Origin of the sequence: Pseudomonas sp. MCal1, from assembly GCF_026341415.1 — a bacterium.
Lineage (GTDB): Bacteria > Pseudomonadota > Gammaproteobacteria > Pseudomonadales > Pseudomonadaceae > Aquipseudomonas.
The window spans coordinates 19,943-34,846 of the sequence record NZ_JAKUMP010000020.1; the positions used below are offsets into that span (position 1 = coordinate 19,943).

Below are 14,904 nucleotides of genomic sequence, written 5' to 3' on the forward strand. Positions count from 1 at the left end.
CGCGGAGCGTCCCGGGCTGCATTCCCACGCGGAGCGTGGGAACGATCAGTGCCTCGACAGGGAACGATCAGTCAGCTCAGTTTGAACCCACCCATCTGCCGCGCCAGATCATCCGCCAGCCGCTGCAACATCTGACAATCCTCACGACAAGCGCGAACCTCGCCCGCCGTGGCCCGCGCCAGATCGGAAATCCCCTGCACATTGCGGTTGATCTCTTCGGTCACCGCCGACTGCTCCTCTGTCGCCGTCGCGACTTGATGGTTCATGTCGCTGATGCGCTCGACCTGCCCGGTAATCGCGGTCAGTGACGCCCCGGTACGCTGACTCGATTCAACGCCGGTGCCCGTCGCGGCCTGGCCGGTGCGCATCGATGACACCGCATTCTCCGCCCCCTGCTTGAGGCTGCCGATCATCTGCTGAATCTCGTCGGTAGACGCCTGAGTGCGGCGCGCCAGCGTCCGCACTTCATCAGCCACCACCGCAAAACCACGCCCCATGTCCCCGGCCCGCGCCGCCTCGATCGCCGCGTTCAACGCCAACAGATTGGTCTGCTCGGACACCCCGCGAATCACCGCCAGCACCTGATCGATCGACGCCACCTGATGCGCCAGTTCACCTACCGCGCCGGCAGCAACGCCGATTTCATCGGACATGCTTTCTATATGGCGAATCGACCCGCCGACCACTTCCCGCGCCTGCATCGCTTCATCGCGGGCGGTTTGCGAGGCGAGCGCCGCGTTACCGGCATTCTGGGCGATCTCCTGCACGGTCAGGCCCATTTCGTGGACGGCGGTGGCGACCATATCGGTCATTTCCTGCTGGCGACCCGAGCGTTCGGCGGTGTTATCCACAACCCTGGCCACCTGGCCGACGGCAACGCGCAGACGCTCGCTGGTGGTCAGCACTTCGCCGATCATCCCGCGCTGGCTGTCGAGGAAACGGTTGAAGCCCCGAGCGAGGTCGCCCAGTTCATCGGCGCGGCTGGAATCTAACCGGTGAGTCAAATCTCCACCACCGCTACCGATTGCTACCAGTGCCGCTGTTACCTGACGAATCGGTCGCACCAATCCCTGGGCCAGCCAGATCACCAGCGCCAGACAAACAACCGCCACGGCCAGACCGATACCGCTGCTCATCCACATCGCCCGGCGGGCTTCGGCGTAGATCTGCGACTGTGGCACTTCGGCCACCAGGGTCCAGCCGAGGTCGCGCAAAGGCAGGCTGAAGGCGAGGAAGTCTTCGCCATCGCGCTGGAAGCTGCTGTTGGTCGCTACTTTGTGGCCCATGACCGCTTGCGCCGCATTGGCGCCGATCTGCTCCGTGAGGGTGCGTTTGCCGCTGAACTGTGCCTCGGGATGAACCTGAATCAAACCGTCGGAACGCACGAGATAGACCTTGCCGCGTTCGCCGAAACTGAAGTTGTGGATCAGCTCGGACAGCTCTTTCATGCTCAGCCCGAGCCCCGCAACGCCGACCACTTTGCCGGCCTGCTCCACCTTCAAGTCGATGAACAGCGCCAGCTCTCCGGTAGCCCCGTCGTTGTCGATGTTGAGAGTTCGAGGCTGGTTGCTGTCGAGAAACGAGTAGAACCACGCATCGGCCGGTTTGTCGCGACTGAGGGTGCGATCCAGGCCTTTTTCGGTGATGTAGTGATTGGATTCGGTGCCGATGATCAGCGCCGTGAAAGCCTTGTGTTCGGCGCGGATACCTTCCAGATACTGTGCGAAGCCGGCCGTTTTGCCGGAGTCTTCACCATTGGCCAGCCAGTCGCGGACCATGGTGTTGCTGGCGATGTCTTTGGCGGCGGTGAGGGGTTGAACGAGGATACGTTCGATGTCGTTGCGCGTCGCTTCGATGCTCGACGGCAACGCCTGTTCGACCAGATAGCTCTGGGCGAGGCGGTTGACCACCAGGGTATAAATGCCAACCACGATCAAGATGCTGACCAGCAGAGCGGTGCCCATGCCGAGGATCAGCTGCCATTGAATACTGCGACGCCAGAACTGCATGGAGCACCCCCAAAGAATAAGAGGCTGAAACACTGCAACAGCCGTGCCGATTGTATACAGCTCAATCGACAATCTTATTCTTTGGTTGTGCGCAACCCCATCAACCCTGATTGATGGTCTTGGCGATGGTCTCGACCGTGGCGCTGACTTGCTCTTGGTAACGCTCGAGTTCTTCCTGATGCTGCTTCTTAATTTCAATCTGCTGCGAGCACAGATTCATCGCCGCCAGCACCAGCAGGCGGTCGCCGATCAGAGTCGGGTATTTGCGCTTGGTGTCGGCCAGTGCGGCCTTGAGCATCAAGGCGGCGTCCAGCAGGGTCTGTTCTTCCCCGGCCGGTGCCTTGATCGAATAGTCCTCCCCCATGATGGAGATGACTTTTACCCCTGCTGTGCCGTGGTTCATGCGCTGACAGGACCGGCGTTGACGCGATCAACCAGGGCCTGGATGCGTGCGGCGGTGGCGCCGTGCTTTTCTTCCTGTTCCATCAGGCTCAGTTGCAGGCTCTCGTTTTCATCCTTGGCCCGGGCCAGTTCCGTGGACAGGGTCTGGTTGGTTTCCGACAGGGTCTGGTTCTGTTGCACCAGATCGCTGACGAGCTGTTCCAATTGGCTGAGGGATGCTTCCAACATTTTGATATTCCAAGCGTTTTTCAAAGGGCGCGTACGATAAAGAAAAGTCGTCGTGGATGCCAGGATTAAACCGGCGCAAGGCCTTGATTTTCCTGGCGGCTCGACCGTTCTCGCGAGTCTTAGAGACTGTGATCTGCCGATCTGGTTCCTGCACTTCGTCGCTTGCGTGCGGATGCGACAAATACGCACACCGACTCAAGACTTTAGTCGTATGACCGATAAGTCACCCAACAGCAGTCTCAGCCCGCACGGATGCGGCCCTTCTTTGGTATCCGCCTCCATGTCCCTTCGCAATATGAACATCGCCCCCCGGGCGTTCACCGGTTTTGCCCTGATCGGCGGCCTGATGCTGATTCTCGGCATATTCGCCCTGAACCAGATGAGCAAGATCCGCGCAGCAGGCGAAGACATCGCCACCGCCAGCGTGCCTTCGATCAAGGCCCTGGACGAATTCACCCAGTTGACCCTGCGCCTGCGCGTGCTGTCGTATCGGTTGCTGATCAACCGTGAGCCAGACGTCCAGCAAAAAACCATCGAGCTGTTCGATTTGCGCAACCGGCAGATCGCCGACGCGCAACGCGCCTACGAGCCGCTGATCGAAGGCCCGCAAGAACGCGCGGCTTACGATCAGTACGTGCAGTTGCTGGCGCAGTACCGTCAACTCGAAGACCGCATGAAGACTCTGTCGCGCAACAATCAGGTCGACGAATTGCGGCAGATGCTCAACAGCGATTTGCTCGCCAATTCCGAAGCGGTGAATACCGCCCTCGCGCGTTTGCTGGAGATCAACACCCAACAGATCGCCGAGACCAATCAGGGCGCCACTGATCAGTATTCGATGTCGTTCAATCTGGTGGTGACGCTGCTGGTGATTGCCACCGGCCTGACCTTGCTGTTCGCCTGGCTGCTGACCGTCAGCATCACCAAGCCGATCGCCAAGGCACTGGATGCCGCGGAAACCATCGCCGAAGGCAACCTGACCCAGCCGATCCATGTGGATGGCAGCGACGAAGCCGGACGCCTGCTGGCGGCCATGGCCAAGATGCAGTCGAAACTGCGCGATACCCTGCAGCGGATTTCCGGCTCGGCTACGCAACTGGCGTCCGCCGCCGAAGAGCTGAACAGCGTCACCGACGAAAGCGCCCGTGGCCTGACCCAGCAGAACAACGAAATCGAGCAGGCCGCCACTGCGGTCAACGAAATGACCAGCGCTGTTGAAGAAGTCGCGCGCAACGCCGTCAGCACGTCCGAAGCTTCGAAGAATGCCACCACCTCCGCCGGCGACGGCCGCGATCTGGTGCAGGAAACCGTCAGCGCCATCGAACGCATGAGCGCCGACGTGCAAAGCACTGCGACCCTGATCGGCGATCTGGCCAACGAATCCCGCGATATCGGCAAGGTGCTGGACGTGATTCGCGGCCTGGCCGACCAGACCAACCTGCTGGCACTCAACGCTGCGATTGAAGCGGCCCGTGCCGGTGAGGCCGGTCGTGGTTTTGCCGTGGTGGCTGACGAAGTGCGGGCCCTGGCGCATCGCACCCAGCAGTCGACCAGTGAAATCGAGCGCATGATCGGCAGCATCCAGAGCGGCACCGAACACGCGGTGGATTCGATGCGCAACAGCACCGAGCGCGCCGAGTCGACCCTGAACATCGCCCGTGGCGCCGGCCTGTCGCTGGACACCATCAACACCGCCATCGTGGAAATCAACGAGCGCAATCTGGTGATCGCCAGCGCCGCCGAAGAACAGGCGCAAGTGGCGCGGGAAGTGGATCGCAACCTGGTGAACATCCGCGATCTGTCGGTGCAATCGGCGACCGGCGCGAATCAGACCAGTGCGGCGAGTAACGAACTGTCGCGTCTGGCGCTGGATCTGAACAATATGGTTGGGCGGTTTAGCCTCTAATCCTCCGCGTTGATCGTTCCCACGTCGAACCGTCTGCGTGGGAATACAGTCGCCCTCTGCGTTGATCGTTCCCACGCTCTGCGTGGGAATGCAGCCCGGGACGCTCTGCGTCCCAGAAGCGGACGCAGAGCGTCCATTGAAGCATTCCCACGCGGACGGTTCGACGCCTCGACGTGGGAACGATCGCCTCCTCTGGTACAAAACCTTTTTGACAGCATCACATTTCAACAGGTTAGAATCGCTGGCACGCAGACTGCATGGTCAGTTTGTGCCCGTCTTTCCGCTTCTGGAGTACTGCCTTTGAATGCGACGACCATCAACAGCCTGTTCTTGATCGGCGCGTTGCTGGTAGGCGCAAGCATTCTTGTCAGCTCCCTTTCCTCCCGTCTCGGCATCCCGATTCTGGTGATCATCCTTGCAGTCGGCATGACTGCCGGGGTCGATGGCGGCGGCATCATTTTCGATAACTACCCGACGGCCTATCTGGTCGGCAACCTCGCACTGGCAGTGATCCTGCTCGACGGCGGATTGCGCACCCGGGTGTCGAGTTTCCGCGTGGCCCTGTGGCCGGCCTTGTCGCTGGCCACGGTCGGCGTCCTTATCACCACCGGCCTCACCGGCATGGCCGCCGCGTGGCTGTTCGACCTTAATCTGATCCAAGGCCTGCTGATCGGCGCCATCGTCGGTTCCACAGATGCCGCGGCGGTGTTCTCACTGCTCGGTGGCAAGGGCCTGAACGAGCGGGTGACCGCCAGTCTGGAAATCGAGTCCGGCAGCAACGACCCGATGGCAGTGTTCCTCACCGTGACCCTGATCGACATGCTCGCCAGCGGCCAGACCGGCCTGCACTGGAGCCTGCTGACCCACCTGATCCGCGAGTTCGGCATCGGTGGCGTGATCGGCCTCGGCGGCGGCTGGCTGATGCTGCAACTGGTCAACCGGATCAATCTGGCTGCCGGCCTGTATCCGATTCTGGTGATCGCCGGCGGTCTGGTGGTGTTCGCCCTGACCAACGCCCTGCACGGCAGCGGCTTCCTCGCCGTGTACCTGTGCGGCCTGGTGATCGGCAACCGCCCGGTGCGCAGCCGTCACGGCATTCTGCACATGCTCGACGGCATGGCGTGGCTGGCGCAGATCGGCATGTTCCTGGTGCTGGGCCTGCTGGTCACCCCGCATGACTTGCTGCCGATCGCCTTGCCTGCCCTAGGCCTGGCGCTGTGGATGATCCTGTTCGCACGGCCGCTGTCGGTGGTAGTCGGGCTGCTGCCGTTCAAGGCCTTCCATGGCCGCGAAAAAGCCTTCATTTCCTGGGTCGGCCTGCGTGGCGCGGTGCCGATCATTCTGGCGGTGTTCCCGCTGATGGCCGGGCTGCCGAATGCGCAGCTGTACTTCAACCTCGCCTTCTTTATCGTGCTGGTGTCGCTGCTGGTGCAGGGCACGAGCCTGCCGTGGGTGGCCAAGCTGCTCAAGGTGACAGTACCGCCGGAGCCGGCACCAATCTCCCGCGCCGCCCTCGAAGTACACGTCACCAGCGAGTGGGAACTGTTCGTCTACAAGCTCGGCGCGGAAAAATGGTGCATCGGTTCGCCCCTGCGCGAACTGAAAATGCCCGAAGGCACCCGTATCGCAGCCCTGTTTCGCGGTCAGCAACTGCTCCATCCGTCGGGTAGTACGGTGCTGGAAGTCGATGATTTGCTGTGTGTTATCGGCCATGAACACAACCTTCCGGCCCTCGGAAAACTGTTCAGCCAGGCGCCGCAACGCGGCCTCGACCTGCGCTTCTTCGGCGACTTCGTACTTGAAGGAGACGCCCAGCTCAAAGCCGTTGCCGCCCTGTACGGCCTGCCCGCCGAAGGCATCGACCCGGACATGACCCTGGGCCACTTCATTGCTCAGAAAGTCGGCGGTGCACCGATCGTTGGCGACCAGGTGGAATGGAACAACACCCACTGGACGGTTGCGGTCATGGACGGGAACAAGATCGGCAAAGTGGGCGTCAGATTTCCCGAAGGAAGTCGCCCAGGCCCCGGGCTCTTCCTCTAAACTGCGTCCACTCCAACTTGCTTGACCGGTCTCTATGCCTACCCTGCGCTCCTTTTTCGTCGCGGCCCTGCTGGGCCTGAGTCTTACTGTCGGCCCGCTCCAAGCCGCCGAACCGCCGTCCAGCGAAGCCGTGCAGGCCAGTCTGGACAAGATCGCCGACAGCAAACTGCCCGACGCCGATAAAAAGACCCTGCAAACGGTCCTGCAAAACACGCTGAACCAGCTCAATAACCGGCGTGACTACGAGCAGAAGCTGATCGATCTCAAGCAGCAACTGGCCTCGGCACCGAAGCAAACCATCGAGAACACCCGCGAACTGACCCGCCTCAAGGCCAGCGCCGTGGTGCCGGTGGCGCAGCGCTTCCCCAAGGAAAACATCCAGCAGCTGGAGCAGATGCTCACCGAGCGCTCGACCCAGCAAAGCGATCTGCAAAAGGCCCTGGCCGAAGCCAACAGCCTGATCATCACCGCCCAGACCCGCCCCGAGCGCGCCCAGGCCGAGATCTCCAGCAGCCAGACGCGCATCCAGCAGATCAACAACATCCTCAAGACCGGCAAGGACGGCGGCAAGCCCCTGAGCGCCGAGCAACGCGACCAGCTCAACGCCGAGCTGGCCGCCCTGAACGCGCTGATCCCGCTGCGTCGGCAGGAACTGGCCGGCAACAACCAGTTGCAGGATCTGGGCAACAGTCAGCATGACCTGCTCTCGGAGAAATCCGACCGCCTGGACCGCGAGATCCAGGAACTGCAAACCCTGATCAACCAGAAGCGTCTGGCCCTGTCTCAAGAGACCGTGACCCAGCAATCGATCGAGGCGCAGAAGTCCGGCAGCAGTACCCTGCTCGCCACCGAAAGCGCGGCCAACCTCAAGCTCTCCGACTATCTGCTCAAGAGCACCGACCGCCTCAACGAAGTCACCCAGCAGAACCTGCAGACCAAACAGCAACTGGACAGCGTGACCCAGAGCGATTCGGCCCTCGACGAGCAGATCAACGTGCTCAAGGGCAGCCTGCTGCTGTCGAAGATTCTCTATAAACAGAAACAGGCCCTGCCACGCCTCAAGGTCGATCGCGACCTGGCGGACCAGATCGCCGATATTCGTCTGTATCAGTTCGAAGTCAGCCAGCAGCGAGAACTGCTGAGCAACCCGACGGCTTACGTCGACAACCTCCTGTCCACCCAGCCGCCGGAGCAAGTCACGCCGCAACTGCGCAAAAGCCTGCTGGAACTGGCCAACACCCGCGCCGACCTGCTGGAGCGTCTGAACCGCGAACTGAGCGCGATGCTCAACGAGTCGATCACCCTGCAACTGAACCAGAAACAACTGCTGAGCACCGCGCAGAGCCTGCGTGCGACGCTCGACGAGCAGATGTTCTGGATTCCGAGCAACAAGCCACTGGACGCCGAATGGATGCGCGGCGTGCCGGAACGCCTCAAGCGTCAGATCGACACCTTGCCACTGGCCTCAAGCTTCAGTGAACTGACCGACGGCCTGACCCAGCGACCGCTGTTGTTCCTGCCGCTGGCGCTGTTGATCGGCGCGTTGCTGTGGCGCCGCAAGCAGTTGTATTCGCGCCTGAACAAGGTTCACCAGGACATCGGTCACTTCAAACGTGACAGCCAGTGGCACACGCCGCAGGCGATTCTGATCAATATTTTGCTGGCGATGCCGGTGGCGCTGGGCCTGGCCCTGTGCGGGCTGGCGTTGCAGATCGACGCCCGCGGGCAGAACGCCAACATGGGCGCGGCGCTGCTGCAAATGGCCCAGGCATGGCTGGTGTTCTACACCGCTTACCGGATCCTCGCGCCGGGCGGCGTGGCCGAATTGCACTTCCGCTGGGAAAAGCCGCAGGTCGAATTCCTGCAAGGCTGGGTCCGTCGCCTCGGACTGGTGGTCATGGCACTGGTGGCGGTGGTGGCGGTTGCCGAGTTGCAACCGGCGGCGCTGGCCGACGACGTCATCGGCATGCCGGTGGTGCTGACCTGCTACGCCCTGATGGCATGGCTGCTCAGCCGCCTGCTGATCAGCAGCCCGACCCATGAAAACGCCTCGCTGTTCCGCAAGGCCGTAGGCGTGATGTTCACCCTGCTGCCTATCGCGCTGTTCGTCGCTGTGTGCTTCGGCTACTACTACACCGCGCTGAAGCTCAGCGACCGTTTGATCAACACGCTGTATCTGCTGATGTTCTGGCTGGTGATCGAGGCCACTTTCGTCCGTGGTCTGGCGGTCGCGGCCCGCCGCCTGGCTTACCAGCGCGCCCTGGCCAAACGTCAGGCTGCGAAGGAAGCCGGCGATGGCGAAGCGGTGATCGAAGAGCCAACCCTGGACATCGAGAAGGTCAACGAACAGTCCCTGCGCCTGATCCGCCTGGCCCTGCTCGGCGGTTTCATCGCCGCGCTGTACTGGGTCTGGGCCGACCTGATCACCGTGTTCTCGTACCTCGACAACATCACCCTCTACGAATACACCAGCGGCACCGGCGCCAACATGAGCATGGTGCCGATCAGCATCGGCGACATGCTCGGCGCGCTGATCATCATCGGCATTACCTTTGCGCTCGCCCGCAACTTGCCGGGCCTGCTGGAAGTGTTCGTACTGTCGAAACTCAATCTGGCCCAGGGCAGTGCCTACGCGACCACGACGCTGCTGTCGTACGTGATCGCCGGGGTCGGTTTCGTCTCGACCCTGTCGACCCTCGGCGTGAGCTGGGACAAGTTGCAGTGGCTGGTGGCGGCGCTCTCTGTGGGCCTCGGTTTCGGCATGCAGGAGATCTTCGCGAACTTCATCTCCGGCATCATGATCCTGTTCGAGCGCCCGGTGCGGATCGGCGACACCATCACTATCGGCAACCTGTCGGGCACGGTGAGCAAGATCCGCATCCGCGCCACGACCATCACCGACTTCGACCGCAAGGACATCATTGTCCCGAACAAGACGTTCATCACCGGGCAACTGATCAACTGGTCGCTGACCGACACCATCACCCGGGTGACCCTGAAACTCGGCGTGGATTACGGTTCGGATCTGGATCTGGTCAAGGAACTGCTGCTCAAGGCCGCCCGGGAAAACCCGCGCGTGCTCAAGGAACCCGAGCCGCACGTGTACTTCCTCAACTTCGGCGAAAGCACTCTCGATCATGAACTGCGCATGCATGTGCGCGACCTCGGTGACCGCAACCCGGTGCTCGACGAGGTCAACCGCTTCATCAACCGTGAGTTCAAGAAGCAGCACATCAACATCTCGTTCCGGCAGATGGAGGTGTACCTGAAGAACCTGCACGGCCAGGAATACAAGATGGTGCCGATCGAGCCGGAAACCAAAACCATCGTCCCGGTCAGCGACGAGCAAAAACCGCTGCAAGAGCCGCCGCCCGCCAAACTCGACTAACCGGACTAATCCCAGCAGAATGCTCGGACATTCTGCTGGAGCCGGCCCTTGAAAGCCCTCGACGAACTGACCTTCGACAACCGCTTCGCCCGCCTGGGCGACGCGTTCTCGGCCCATGTGCTGCCCGAACCGATCGACAATCCTCGACTGGTGGTCGCCAGCCCGGCGGCCCTCGCGCTGCTGGATCTGCAACCGGCGGCGGCTGACACCCGGGAATTCGCTGAATTGTTCGGCGGCCACAAGTTGTGGGCCGATGCCGAGCCACGGGCGATGGTTTATTCCGGGCATCAATTCGGCGGGTATACGCCGCAACTGGGCGATGGTCGTGGGCTATTGCTGGGCGAGGTCTATAACGAAGCCGGCGAGCACTGGGACTTGCATTTGAAGGGCGCCGGGCAGACACCGTTTTCGCGCATGGGCGACGGTCGCGCGGTGCTGCGTTCGTCGATCCGCGAGTTTCTCGCTTCCGAAGCGCTGCATGCGCTGAATATCCCCTCGTCACGCGCCGCCTGCGTGATCGGCTCCGACACTCCGGTCTGGCGTGAGAAACAGGAGCGCGCCGCGATGGTGCTGCGCCTGGCGCCGAGCCACATTCGCTTCGGCCATTTCGAATATTTCTATTACACCAAGCGTCCCGAACAGCAGAAGCAGCTCGGCGAGCACGTGCTGGCGATGCACTACCCCGAATGCCTGGAACAGCCGGAACCGTATCTGGCGATGTTCCGCGAGATCGTCGAACGCAACGCCGAATTGATCGCCAAATGGCAGGCCTACGGTTTTTGCCACGGGGTGATGAACACCGACAACATGTCGATCCTCGGCATTACCTTCGACTTCGGCCCGTTCGCCTTCCTCGACGATTTCGACGCGAACTTCATCTGCAACCACTCCGATGATCAGGGCCGCTACTCCTTCAGCAATCAGGTACCGGTCGGCCAGTGGAACCTCAGCGCCCTGGCCCAGGCCCTGACGCCGTTCATCAGCGTCGAAGCCCTGCGCGAAACGCTCGGCCTGTACCTGCCACTGTTCCAGGCGCACTACCTCGACCTGATGCGCCGCCGTTTCGGCTTCATCACCGCCGAGGACGACGACCAGCAGTTGCTGGAGCAACTGCTGCAACTGATGCAGAACAGCGGCGTCGACTACACGCTGTTCTTCCGCCGCCTGGGCGAAGAGTCAGCCGAGCGGGCCGTCGCTCGCCTGCGCGATGACTTCGTCGATATCAAAGGTTTCGATGCCTGGGGCGAGCGTTATGTCGCCCGTGTCGCACGCGACGGCGCGACCGATCAGGAACAGCGCCGTGCGCGGATGCATGCGGTGAACCCGCTGTACATCCTGCGCAATTATCTGGCGCAGAAGGCGATTGATGCGGCCGAGCAGGGTGACTACTCCGAGGTACGGCGGCTGCATGCGGTGTTGAGCAATCCATTCGAGGAACAGCCTGGAATGGAAAGCTATGCGGAACGGCCGCCGGAGTGGGGCAAGCATCTGGAGATCAGTTGTTCGTCGTAAGCGGGAACGACTGCACCTTGATAATCGATCCGTACGGCTCCAGATCAGTCGTACGATCCCGTTTTATTCATTGAGCTGATCATGACCGACCCACTCCTCATCCCCTGCCCCTCCTGCAACGGCCTCAACCGCATCCCCGCCGAGCGCCTCAACGATCATCCGAAGTGCGGCCGCTGCAAGTCCGAAGTGCTGTTGAACAAGCCGTTTGAACTCAAGCAAGGCGATTACGCCAGTCAGATCAAGGGCGATCTGCCGTTGCTGGTGGACGTGTGGGCGGACTGGTGCGGGCCGTGCAAGTCGTTTGCGCCGGTGTTCGAGCAGGCGGCTGCGCAGCTGGCAGGCAAGTGCCGGCTGGCCAAGCTGGACAGCGAGGCCAATCAGCAGTTGTCGGCGCAGTTGGGGATTCGTTCGATTCCGAGCCTGATTCTGTTGCGCAACGGCCGGGAAGTGGCCCGTCAGAGCGGGGCCTTCCCGTTGCCGCAGTTGATGGCCTGGCTGCGCAGCCAGGGCATCTGACAAGGCTTCAGGCGTCTTCGAGCAGGTTGTGCAGTTCCACGAACTGCTGCGTCAGCTTGTGCCGCGGGTCGAGATGGATCAGCGGCATACTGGCCTGATGCGATTCGCGCATGCGCACTGAGCTGGCGAGGTAGACCGGCAATACCGGCAGGCCCTCGGCGATCAGTTCGTCGAGGATCTGCTGCGGCAGGCTGGCCCGGGCCTGGAACTGGTTGACCACAATGCCTTCGACTTCCAGGCCTTCGTTGTGGTCTTCCTTCAACTCGTCGATCTCGGCGATCAGACCGTAGAGGGCCTGACGCGAGAAGCTGTCGCAGTCAAAGGGAATCAGTACCCGATCGGCGGCAATCAGTGCCGAGACCGCATAGAAATTCAGCGCCGGCGGCGTATCCAGATAGATCCGGTCGTAATCTTCCGACAATTCGTCGAGCAGCTTTCGCAGCTTGTTGATCTTGTGTTTGGCCTCGAGCTTGGGTTGCAAGTCGGCCAGTTCGGCGGTGGCGGTGATGATGTGCAGGTTGTCGAACGGCGTTTCGTAGATATCCGCCTGATTCTTTTTCGAGAACGGCCCGGAAGACAGGGTCTGCTTGAAGAAGTCGGCAATGCCCATCGGAATGTCATCACCCGTGAGCCCGGTCAGATACTGAGTGGAGTTGGCTTGGGCATCGAGGTCCACCAACAGCGTGCGATAACCCTCGCTGGCGCTCACCGCCGCCAGATTGCAGGCAATGCTGGATTTGCCCACGCCACCTTTCTGATTGAACACCACGCGCCGCATGACAAAACCTCCGTGTATCAAAGAATGACCGAGTGTAGTGGTGCCCGGTGCCGGTTCGCTACCTCGATGGATACGGACTACAGAGTCAGGCGCCAATATCCCAATGAATACGGGGCAAAGACACCCGTTGATCGCCGATTCGCCCGACAGACAGACACCCGACAATCTGGATAATGGCCAAGTGACAGTTTTCTGCTGCGTACCATTCGGTCCATTTCACTGCGCAAAATGTAACCAGCATTTGCTACACACTCGTCGCACCGGGATAATGCGCGCCACCCGGCGCCACGCGCCATGCCATTTCAGGCTAAATCAGCTCAGCGGCGACGTTGGCGAAACCGCGTCAAATCGGCCCGCAGGGGCGGGATAAATGTCCGTGATCAACTTCAACATCGCCCAATGGCGCGCCTGGGCTCCCGGGCTCGACAGCGTGGAAGCCTGGCAGGCCTGGAGCCGACAACCGGTCGTGCTCGAAAGCAGCGATGCCGCACCCGATGTGTCGTTTCTGCCGGCCATGCAGCGCCGTCGTCTCAGCCGTCTGGCGCGGATGGCGTTCAGCGTCGGCTGGCCGCTGGCCGACGGTCGGGAAAATCTGCCGCTGGTCTTTGTCTCCCGGCATGGCGAAACCCCGCGCACCTTTGAAATCCTCAGCGATCTGGCTAACGAACAGCCGCTGTCGCCGACCCAGTTCAGCCTGTCGGTGCACAACGCGATCATCGGCCTGTGGTCGATCATGCGCGGCGAAACCAGCGAAATGACCGCCCTCGCCGCGGCCGGCGACGGCCTCGAACACGGCATGCTCGAAGCCGCCACATTGCTCAACGAAGGCGCCCCGGCAGTTTTGCTGGTGATCACCGAGGAACAACCGCCCGAAGCCTATTCGACGTGGGTCGACGACGTTCCGTTTCCCTATGCGGTCGGGCTGTTGCTCACCCCCGGTACCGACTGGCGGCTGACCCTGAACAGCGCCCCGCAAGCAGTGTCAAAACCGCAGTGGCCCCATGCACTGAATCTGCTGCGAACCCTGCTCGGTCAGCAACCCCATTGCCAACATGCCTGGAAGACTCGTCTATGGACCTGGCAACGCAACCTGTAATCGGAAAAAACCGCGATGCCTATTACTGGCGTCTGCTGGCCACCGCCACCAGCTTCGCCCTGTTCGGGCTCGGTGGCCTGTGCCTGCGCCTGCTGGTATTCCCATTGCTCGGTTGCCTGCCGGGCGACGCCATTGCGCATCGCGAGCGGGCGCGCCAGACCGTCAGCCGGCTGTTCTGGTTTTTCGTTCGGTTCATGGCCCGTACCGGCGTGCTGACCTACGACATCCAGGGCGCCGAACGTCTGGGCCGTCCGGGGCAGATGATCATCGCCAATCACCCGTCGCTGATCGATGTGGTGTTCCTGATCGGCCTGGTGCGCCGGGCCAACTGCGTGGTGAAGAAAAGCCTGTGGGAAAACCCCTTCACCCGTGGCCCGCTGCGCAGCACCGAATACATCAGCAACGACGGCAGCATGGACATGCTCGATGCCGCCGCCAACGCGCTGCAAAGCGGCCAGACCCTGATCATTTTTCCCGAAGGCACCCGCACCCAACCGGGTCAGGCGCCAGCCTTTCATCGGGGCGCAGCGGCCATTGCACTGCGCGGTGCGAAAATCGTCACCCCGGTGGTCATCCAGGTCAGTCCGACCACCCTGACCAAGGCCGAACCCTGGTATCGCATCCCCAGTCGCCGCGTGCACTTCAGTTTTCGCGTCGGGGCCGATATAGACCCACAGACTTTTGCCGCGCAGGGACCTGCCCCGCAGGCTTCGCGCAAGCTCAACGACTATTTGCACCAATTCTTTATCAAGGAGCTCGCCGAAGATGAGCGATCTAAACCGTGACATCAAAGAGCTGATCATCGACGCCCTGGGCCTCGAAGACATCAGCGCAGAGGACATCGGCGACGACCAGACGCTGTTCGGCGAAGGCCTGGGCCTGGACTCCGTCGACGCTCTGGAGCTCGGCCTGGCGATTCAGAAAAAGTACGGCATCAAGATCGACGCCGACGCCAAGGACACCCGCAACCATTTCACCAACGTGGCGAGCCTTGCGGCGTTCGTCACTGCAAAACAGGCAGCTTGA

At 61.6% G+C, this 14,904-nt stretch carries 12 protein-coding genes and 1 pseudogene; 9 read left to right on the forward strand and 4 right to left on the reverse strand.

All coding sequences use genetic code 11. The annotated features are described in order from the left end of the window. Positions 1–71: 71 nt before the first annotated feature. The 3 genes from MKZ87_RS26785 to MKZ87_RS26795 all read right to left on the reverse strand — a co-directional run bounded on the left by MKZ87_RS26785 (position 72) and on the right by MKZ87_RS26795 (position 2,639). Positions 72–2,009 (reverse strand): methyl-accepting chemotaxis protein, encoded by a 1,938-nt coding sequence (locus tag MKZ87_RS26785; RefSeq protein ID WP_085701079.1) that lies wholly within the window; start codon positions 2,007–2,009, stop codon positions 72–74. 100 nt (positions 2,010–2,109) lie between these two features. Further along, positions 2,110–2,412: a cell division protein ZapA gene (locus tag MKZ87_RS26790; RefSeq protein WP_085704991.1), complete on the reverse strand. Its 303-nt coding sequence runs from the start codon at positions 2,410–2,412 to the stop codon at positions 2,110–2,112. Next, positions 2,409–2,639, reverse strand: a complete 231-nt coding sequence (locus MKZ87_RS26795) for a hypothetical protein (protein WP_085685455.1) — start codon at positions 2,637–2,639, stop codon at positions 2,409–2,411. The genes MKZ87_RS26790 and MKZ87_RS26795 overlap by 4 nt, the downstream gene beginning before the upstream one ends. Before the next feature lie 295 nt (positions 2,640–2,934). On the opposite strand from MKZ87_RS26795, the pseudogene MKZ87_RS29175 reads away from it, so the two are divergent. From MKZ87_RS29175 to trxC, 6 genes and pseudogenes are all read left to right on the forward strand, one after another. Further along, a pseudogene (locus tag MKZ87_RS29175) lies at positions 2,935–3,690 on the forward strand (MCP four helix bundle domain-containing protein); the annotation flags it as partial. After that, entirely contained in the window at positions 3,682–4,545 is an 864-nt protein-coding gene (locus tag MKZ87_RS29180) for a methyl-accepting chemotaxis protein (protein WP_371857704.1), read from the forward strand. The pseudogene MKZ87_RS29175 and the gene MKZ87_RS29180, both read left to right, overlap by 9 nt. A 300-nt stretch (positions 4,546–4,845) precedes the next feature. After that, positions 4,846–6,588, forward strand: a complete 1,743-nt coding sequence (locus MKZ87_RS26805; RefSeq protein WP_085701081.1) for a potassium/proton antiporter — start codon at positions 4,846–4,848, stop codon at positions 6,586–6,588. Between the two features lie 34 nt (positions 6,589–6,622). After that, the gene (gene mscK, locus MKZ87_RS26810; protein WP_085701082.1) at positions 6,623–9,976 is read left to right on the forward strand and encodes a mechanosensitive channel MscK; all 3,354 of its coding nucleotides are present in this window, start codon (positions 6,623–6,625) and stop codon (positions 9,974–9,976) included. Positions 9,977–10,024: 48 nt separating this feature from the next. Further along, the gene (selO, locus tag MKZ87_RS26815; protein ID WP_085704987.1) at positions 10,025–11,488 is read left to right on the forward strand and encodes a protein adenylyltransferase SelO; all 1,464 of its coding nucleotides are present in this window, start codon (positions 10,025–10,027) and stop codon (positions 11,486–11,488) included. A gap of 81 nt (positions 11,489–11,569) precedes the next feature. After that, on the forward strand, positions 11,570–12,004 hold the full coding sequence (trxC, locus tag MKZ87_RS26820; RefSeq protein ID WP_011332109.1) for a thioredoxin TrxC: 435 nt from the start codon (positions 11,570–11,572) through the stop codon (positions 12,002–12,004). 7 nt (positions 12,005–12,011) lie between these two features. Here the strand turns inward: trxC and MKZ87_RS26825 are convergent, their stop codons facing one another. Then, entirely contained in the window at positions 12,012–12,782 is a 771-nt protein-coding gene (locus MKZ87_RS26825; RefSeq protein WP_064382864.1) for a ParA family protein, read from the reverse strand. 370 nt (positions 12,783–13,152) lie between these two features. On the opposite strand from MKZ87_RS26825, the gene MKZ87_RS26830 reads away from it, so the two are divergent. The 3 genes from MKZ87_RS26830 to MKZ87_RS26840 are packed head-to-tail and all read left to right on the forward strand — an operon-like array spanning position 13,153 to position 14,904. Further along, positions 13,153–13,878 carry a beta-ketoacyl synthase chain length factor gene (locus tag MKZ87_RS26830; protein ID WP_085704985.1) on the forward strand — a complete coding sequence of 242 codons (726 nt, stop codon included), beginning with the start codon at positions 13,153–13,155 and terminating at the stop codon, positions 13,876–13,878. Beyond that, positions 13,854–14,663 carry a lysophospholipid acyltransferase family protein gene (locus MKZ87_RS26835; RefSeq protein WP_085704983.1) on the forward strand — a complete coding sequence of 270 codons (810 nt, stop codon included), beginning with the start codon at positions 13,854–13,856 and terminating at the stop codon, positions 14,661–14,663. The genes MKZ87_RS26830 and MKZ87_RS26835 overlap by 25 nt, the downstream gene beginning before the upstream one ends. Beyond that, the gene (locus tag MKZ87_RS26840) at positions 14,644–14,904 is read left to right on the forward strand and encodes a phosphopantetheine-binding protein (protein WP_085701087.1); all 261 of its coding nucleotides are present in this window, start codon (positions 14,644–14,646) and stop codon (positions 14,902–14,904) included. The genes MKZ87_RS26835 and MKZ87_RS26840 overlap by 20 nt, the downstream gene beginning before the upstream one ends.

Excerpts from the sequence above, each read along its gene's own strand:
- MKZ87_RS26790 (WP_085704991.1), bottom strand. The coding sequence starts at position 2,412 with ATGAACCACGGCACAGCAGGGGTAAAAGTCATCTCCATCATGGGGGAG.
- mscK (WP_085701082.1), top strand. The coding sequence starts at position 6,623 with ATGCCTACCCTGCGCTCCTTTTTCGTCGCGGCCCTGCTGGGCCTGAGT.
- MKZ87_RS26825 (WP_064382864.1), bottom strand. The coding sequence starts at position 12,782 with ATGCGGCGCGTGGTGTTCAATCAGAAAGGTGGCGTGGGCAAATCCAGC.
- MKZ87_RS26830 (WP_085704985.1), top strand. The coding sequence starts at position 13,153 with ATGTCCGTGATCAACTTCAACATCGCCCAATGGCGCGCCTGGGCTCCC.
- MKZ87_RS26835 (WP_085704983.1), top strand. The coding sequence starts at position 13,854 with ATGGACCTGGCAACGCAACCTGTAATCGGAAAAAACCGCGATGCCTAT.
- MKZ87_RS26795 (WP_085685455.1), bottom strand. The coding sequence starts at position 2,639 with ATGTTGGAAGCATCCCTCAGCCAATTGGAACAGCTCGTCAGCGATCTG.
- MKZ87_RS29180 (WP_371857704.1), top strand. The coding sequence starts at position 3,682 with ATGCAGTCGAAACTGCGCGATACCCTGCAGCGGATTTCCGGCTCGGCT.
- trxC (WP_011332109.1), top strand. The coding sequence starts at position 11,570 with ATGACCGACCCACTCCTCATCCCCTGCCCCTCCTGCAACGGCCTCAAC.
- MKZ87_RS26785 (WP_085701079.1), bottom strand. The coding sequence starts at position 2,009 with ATGCAGTTCTGGCGTCGCAGTATTCAATGGCAGCTGATCCTCGGCATG.
- MKZ87_RS26840 (WP_085701087.1), top strand. The coding sequence starts at position 14,644 with ATGAGCGATCTAAACCGTGACATCAAAGAGCTGATCATCGACGCCCTG.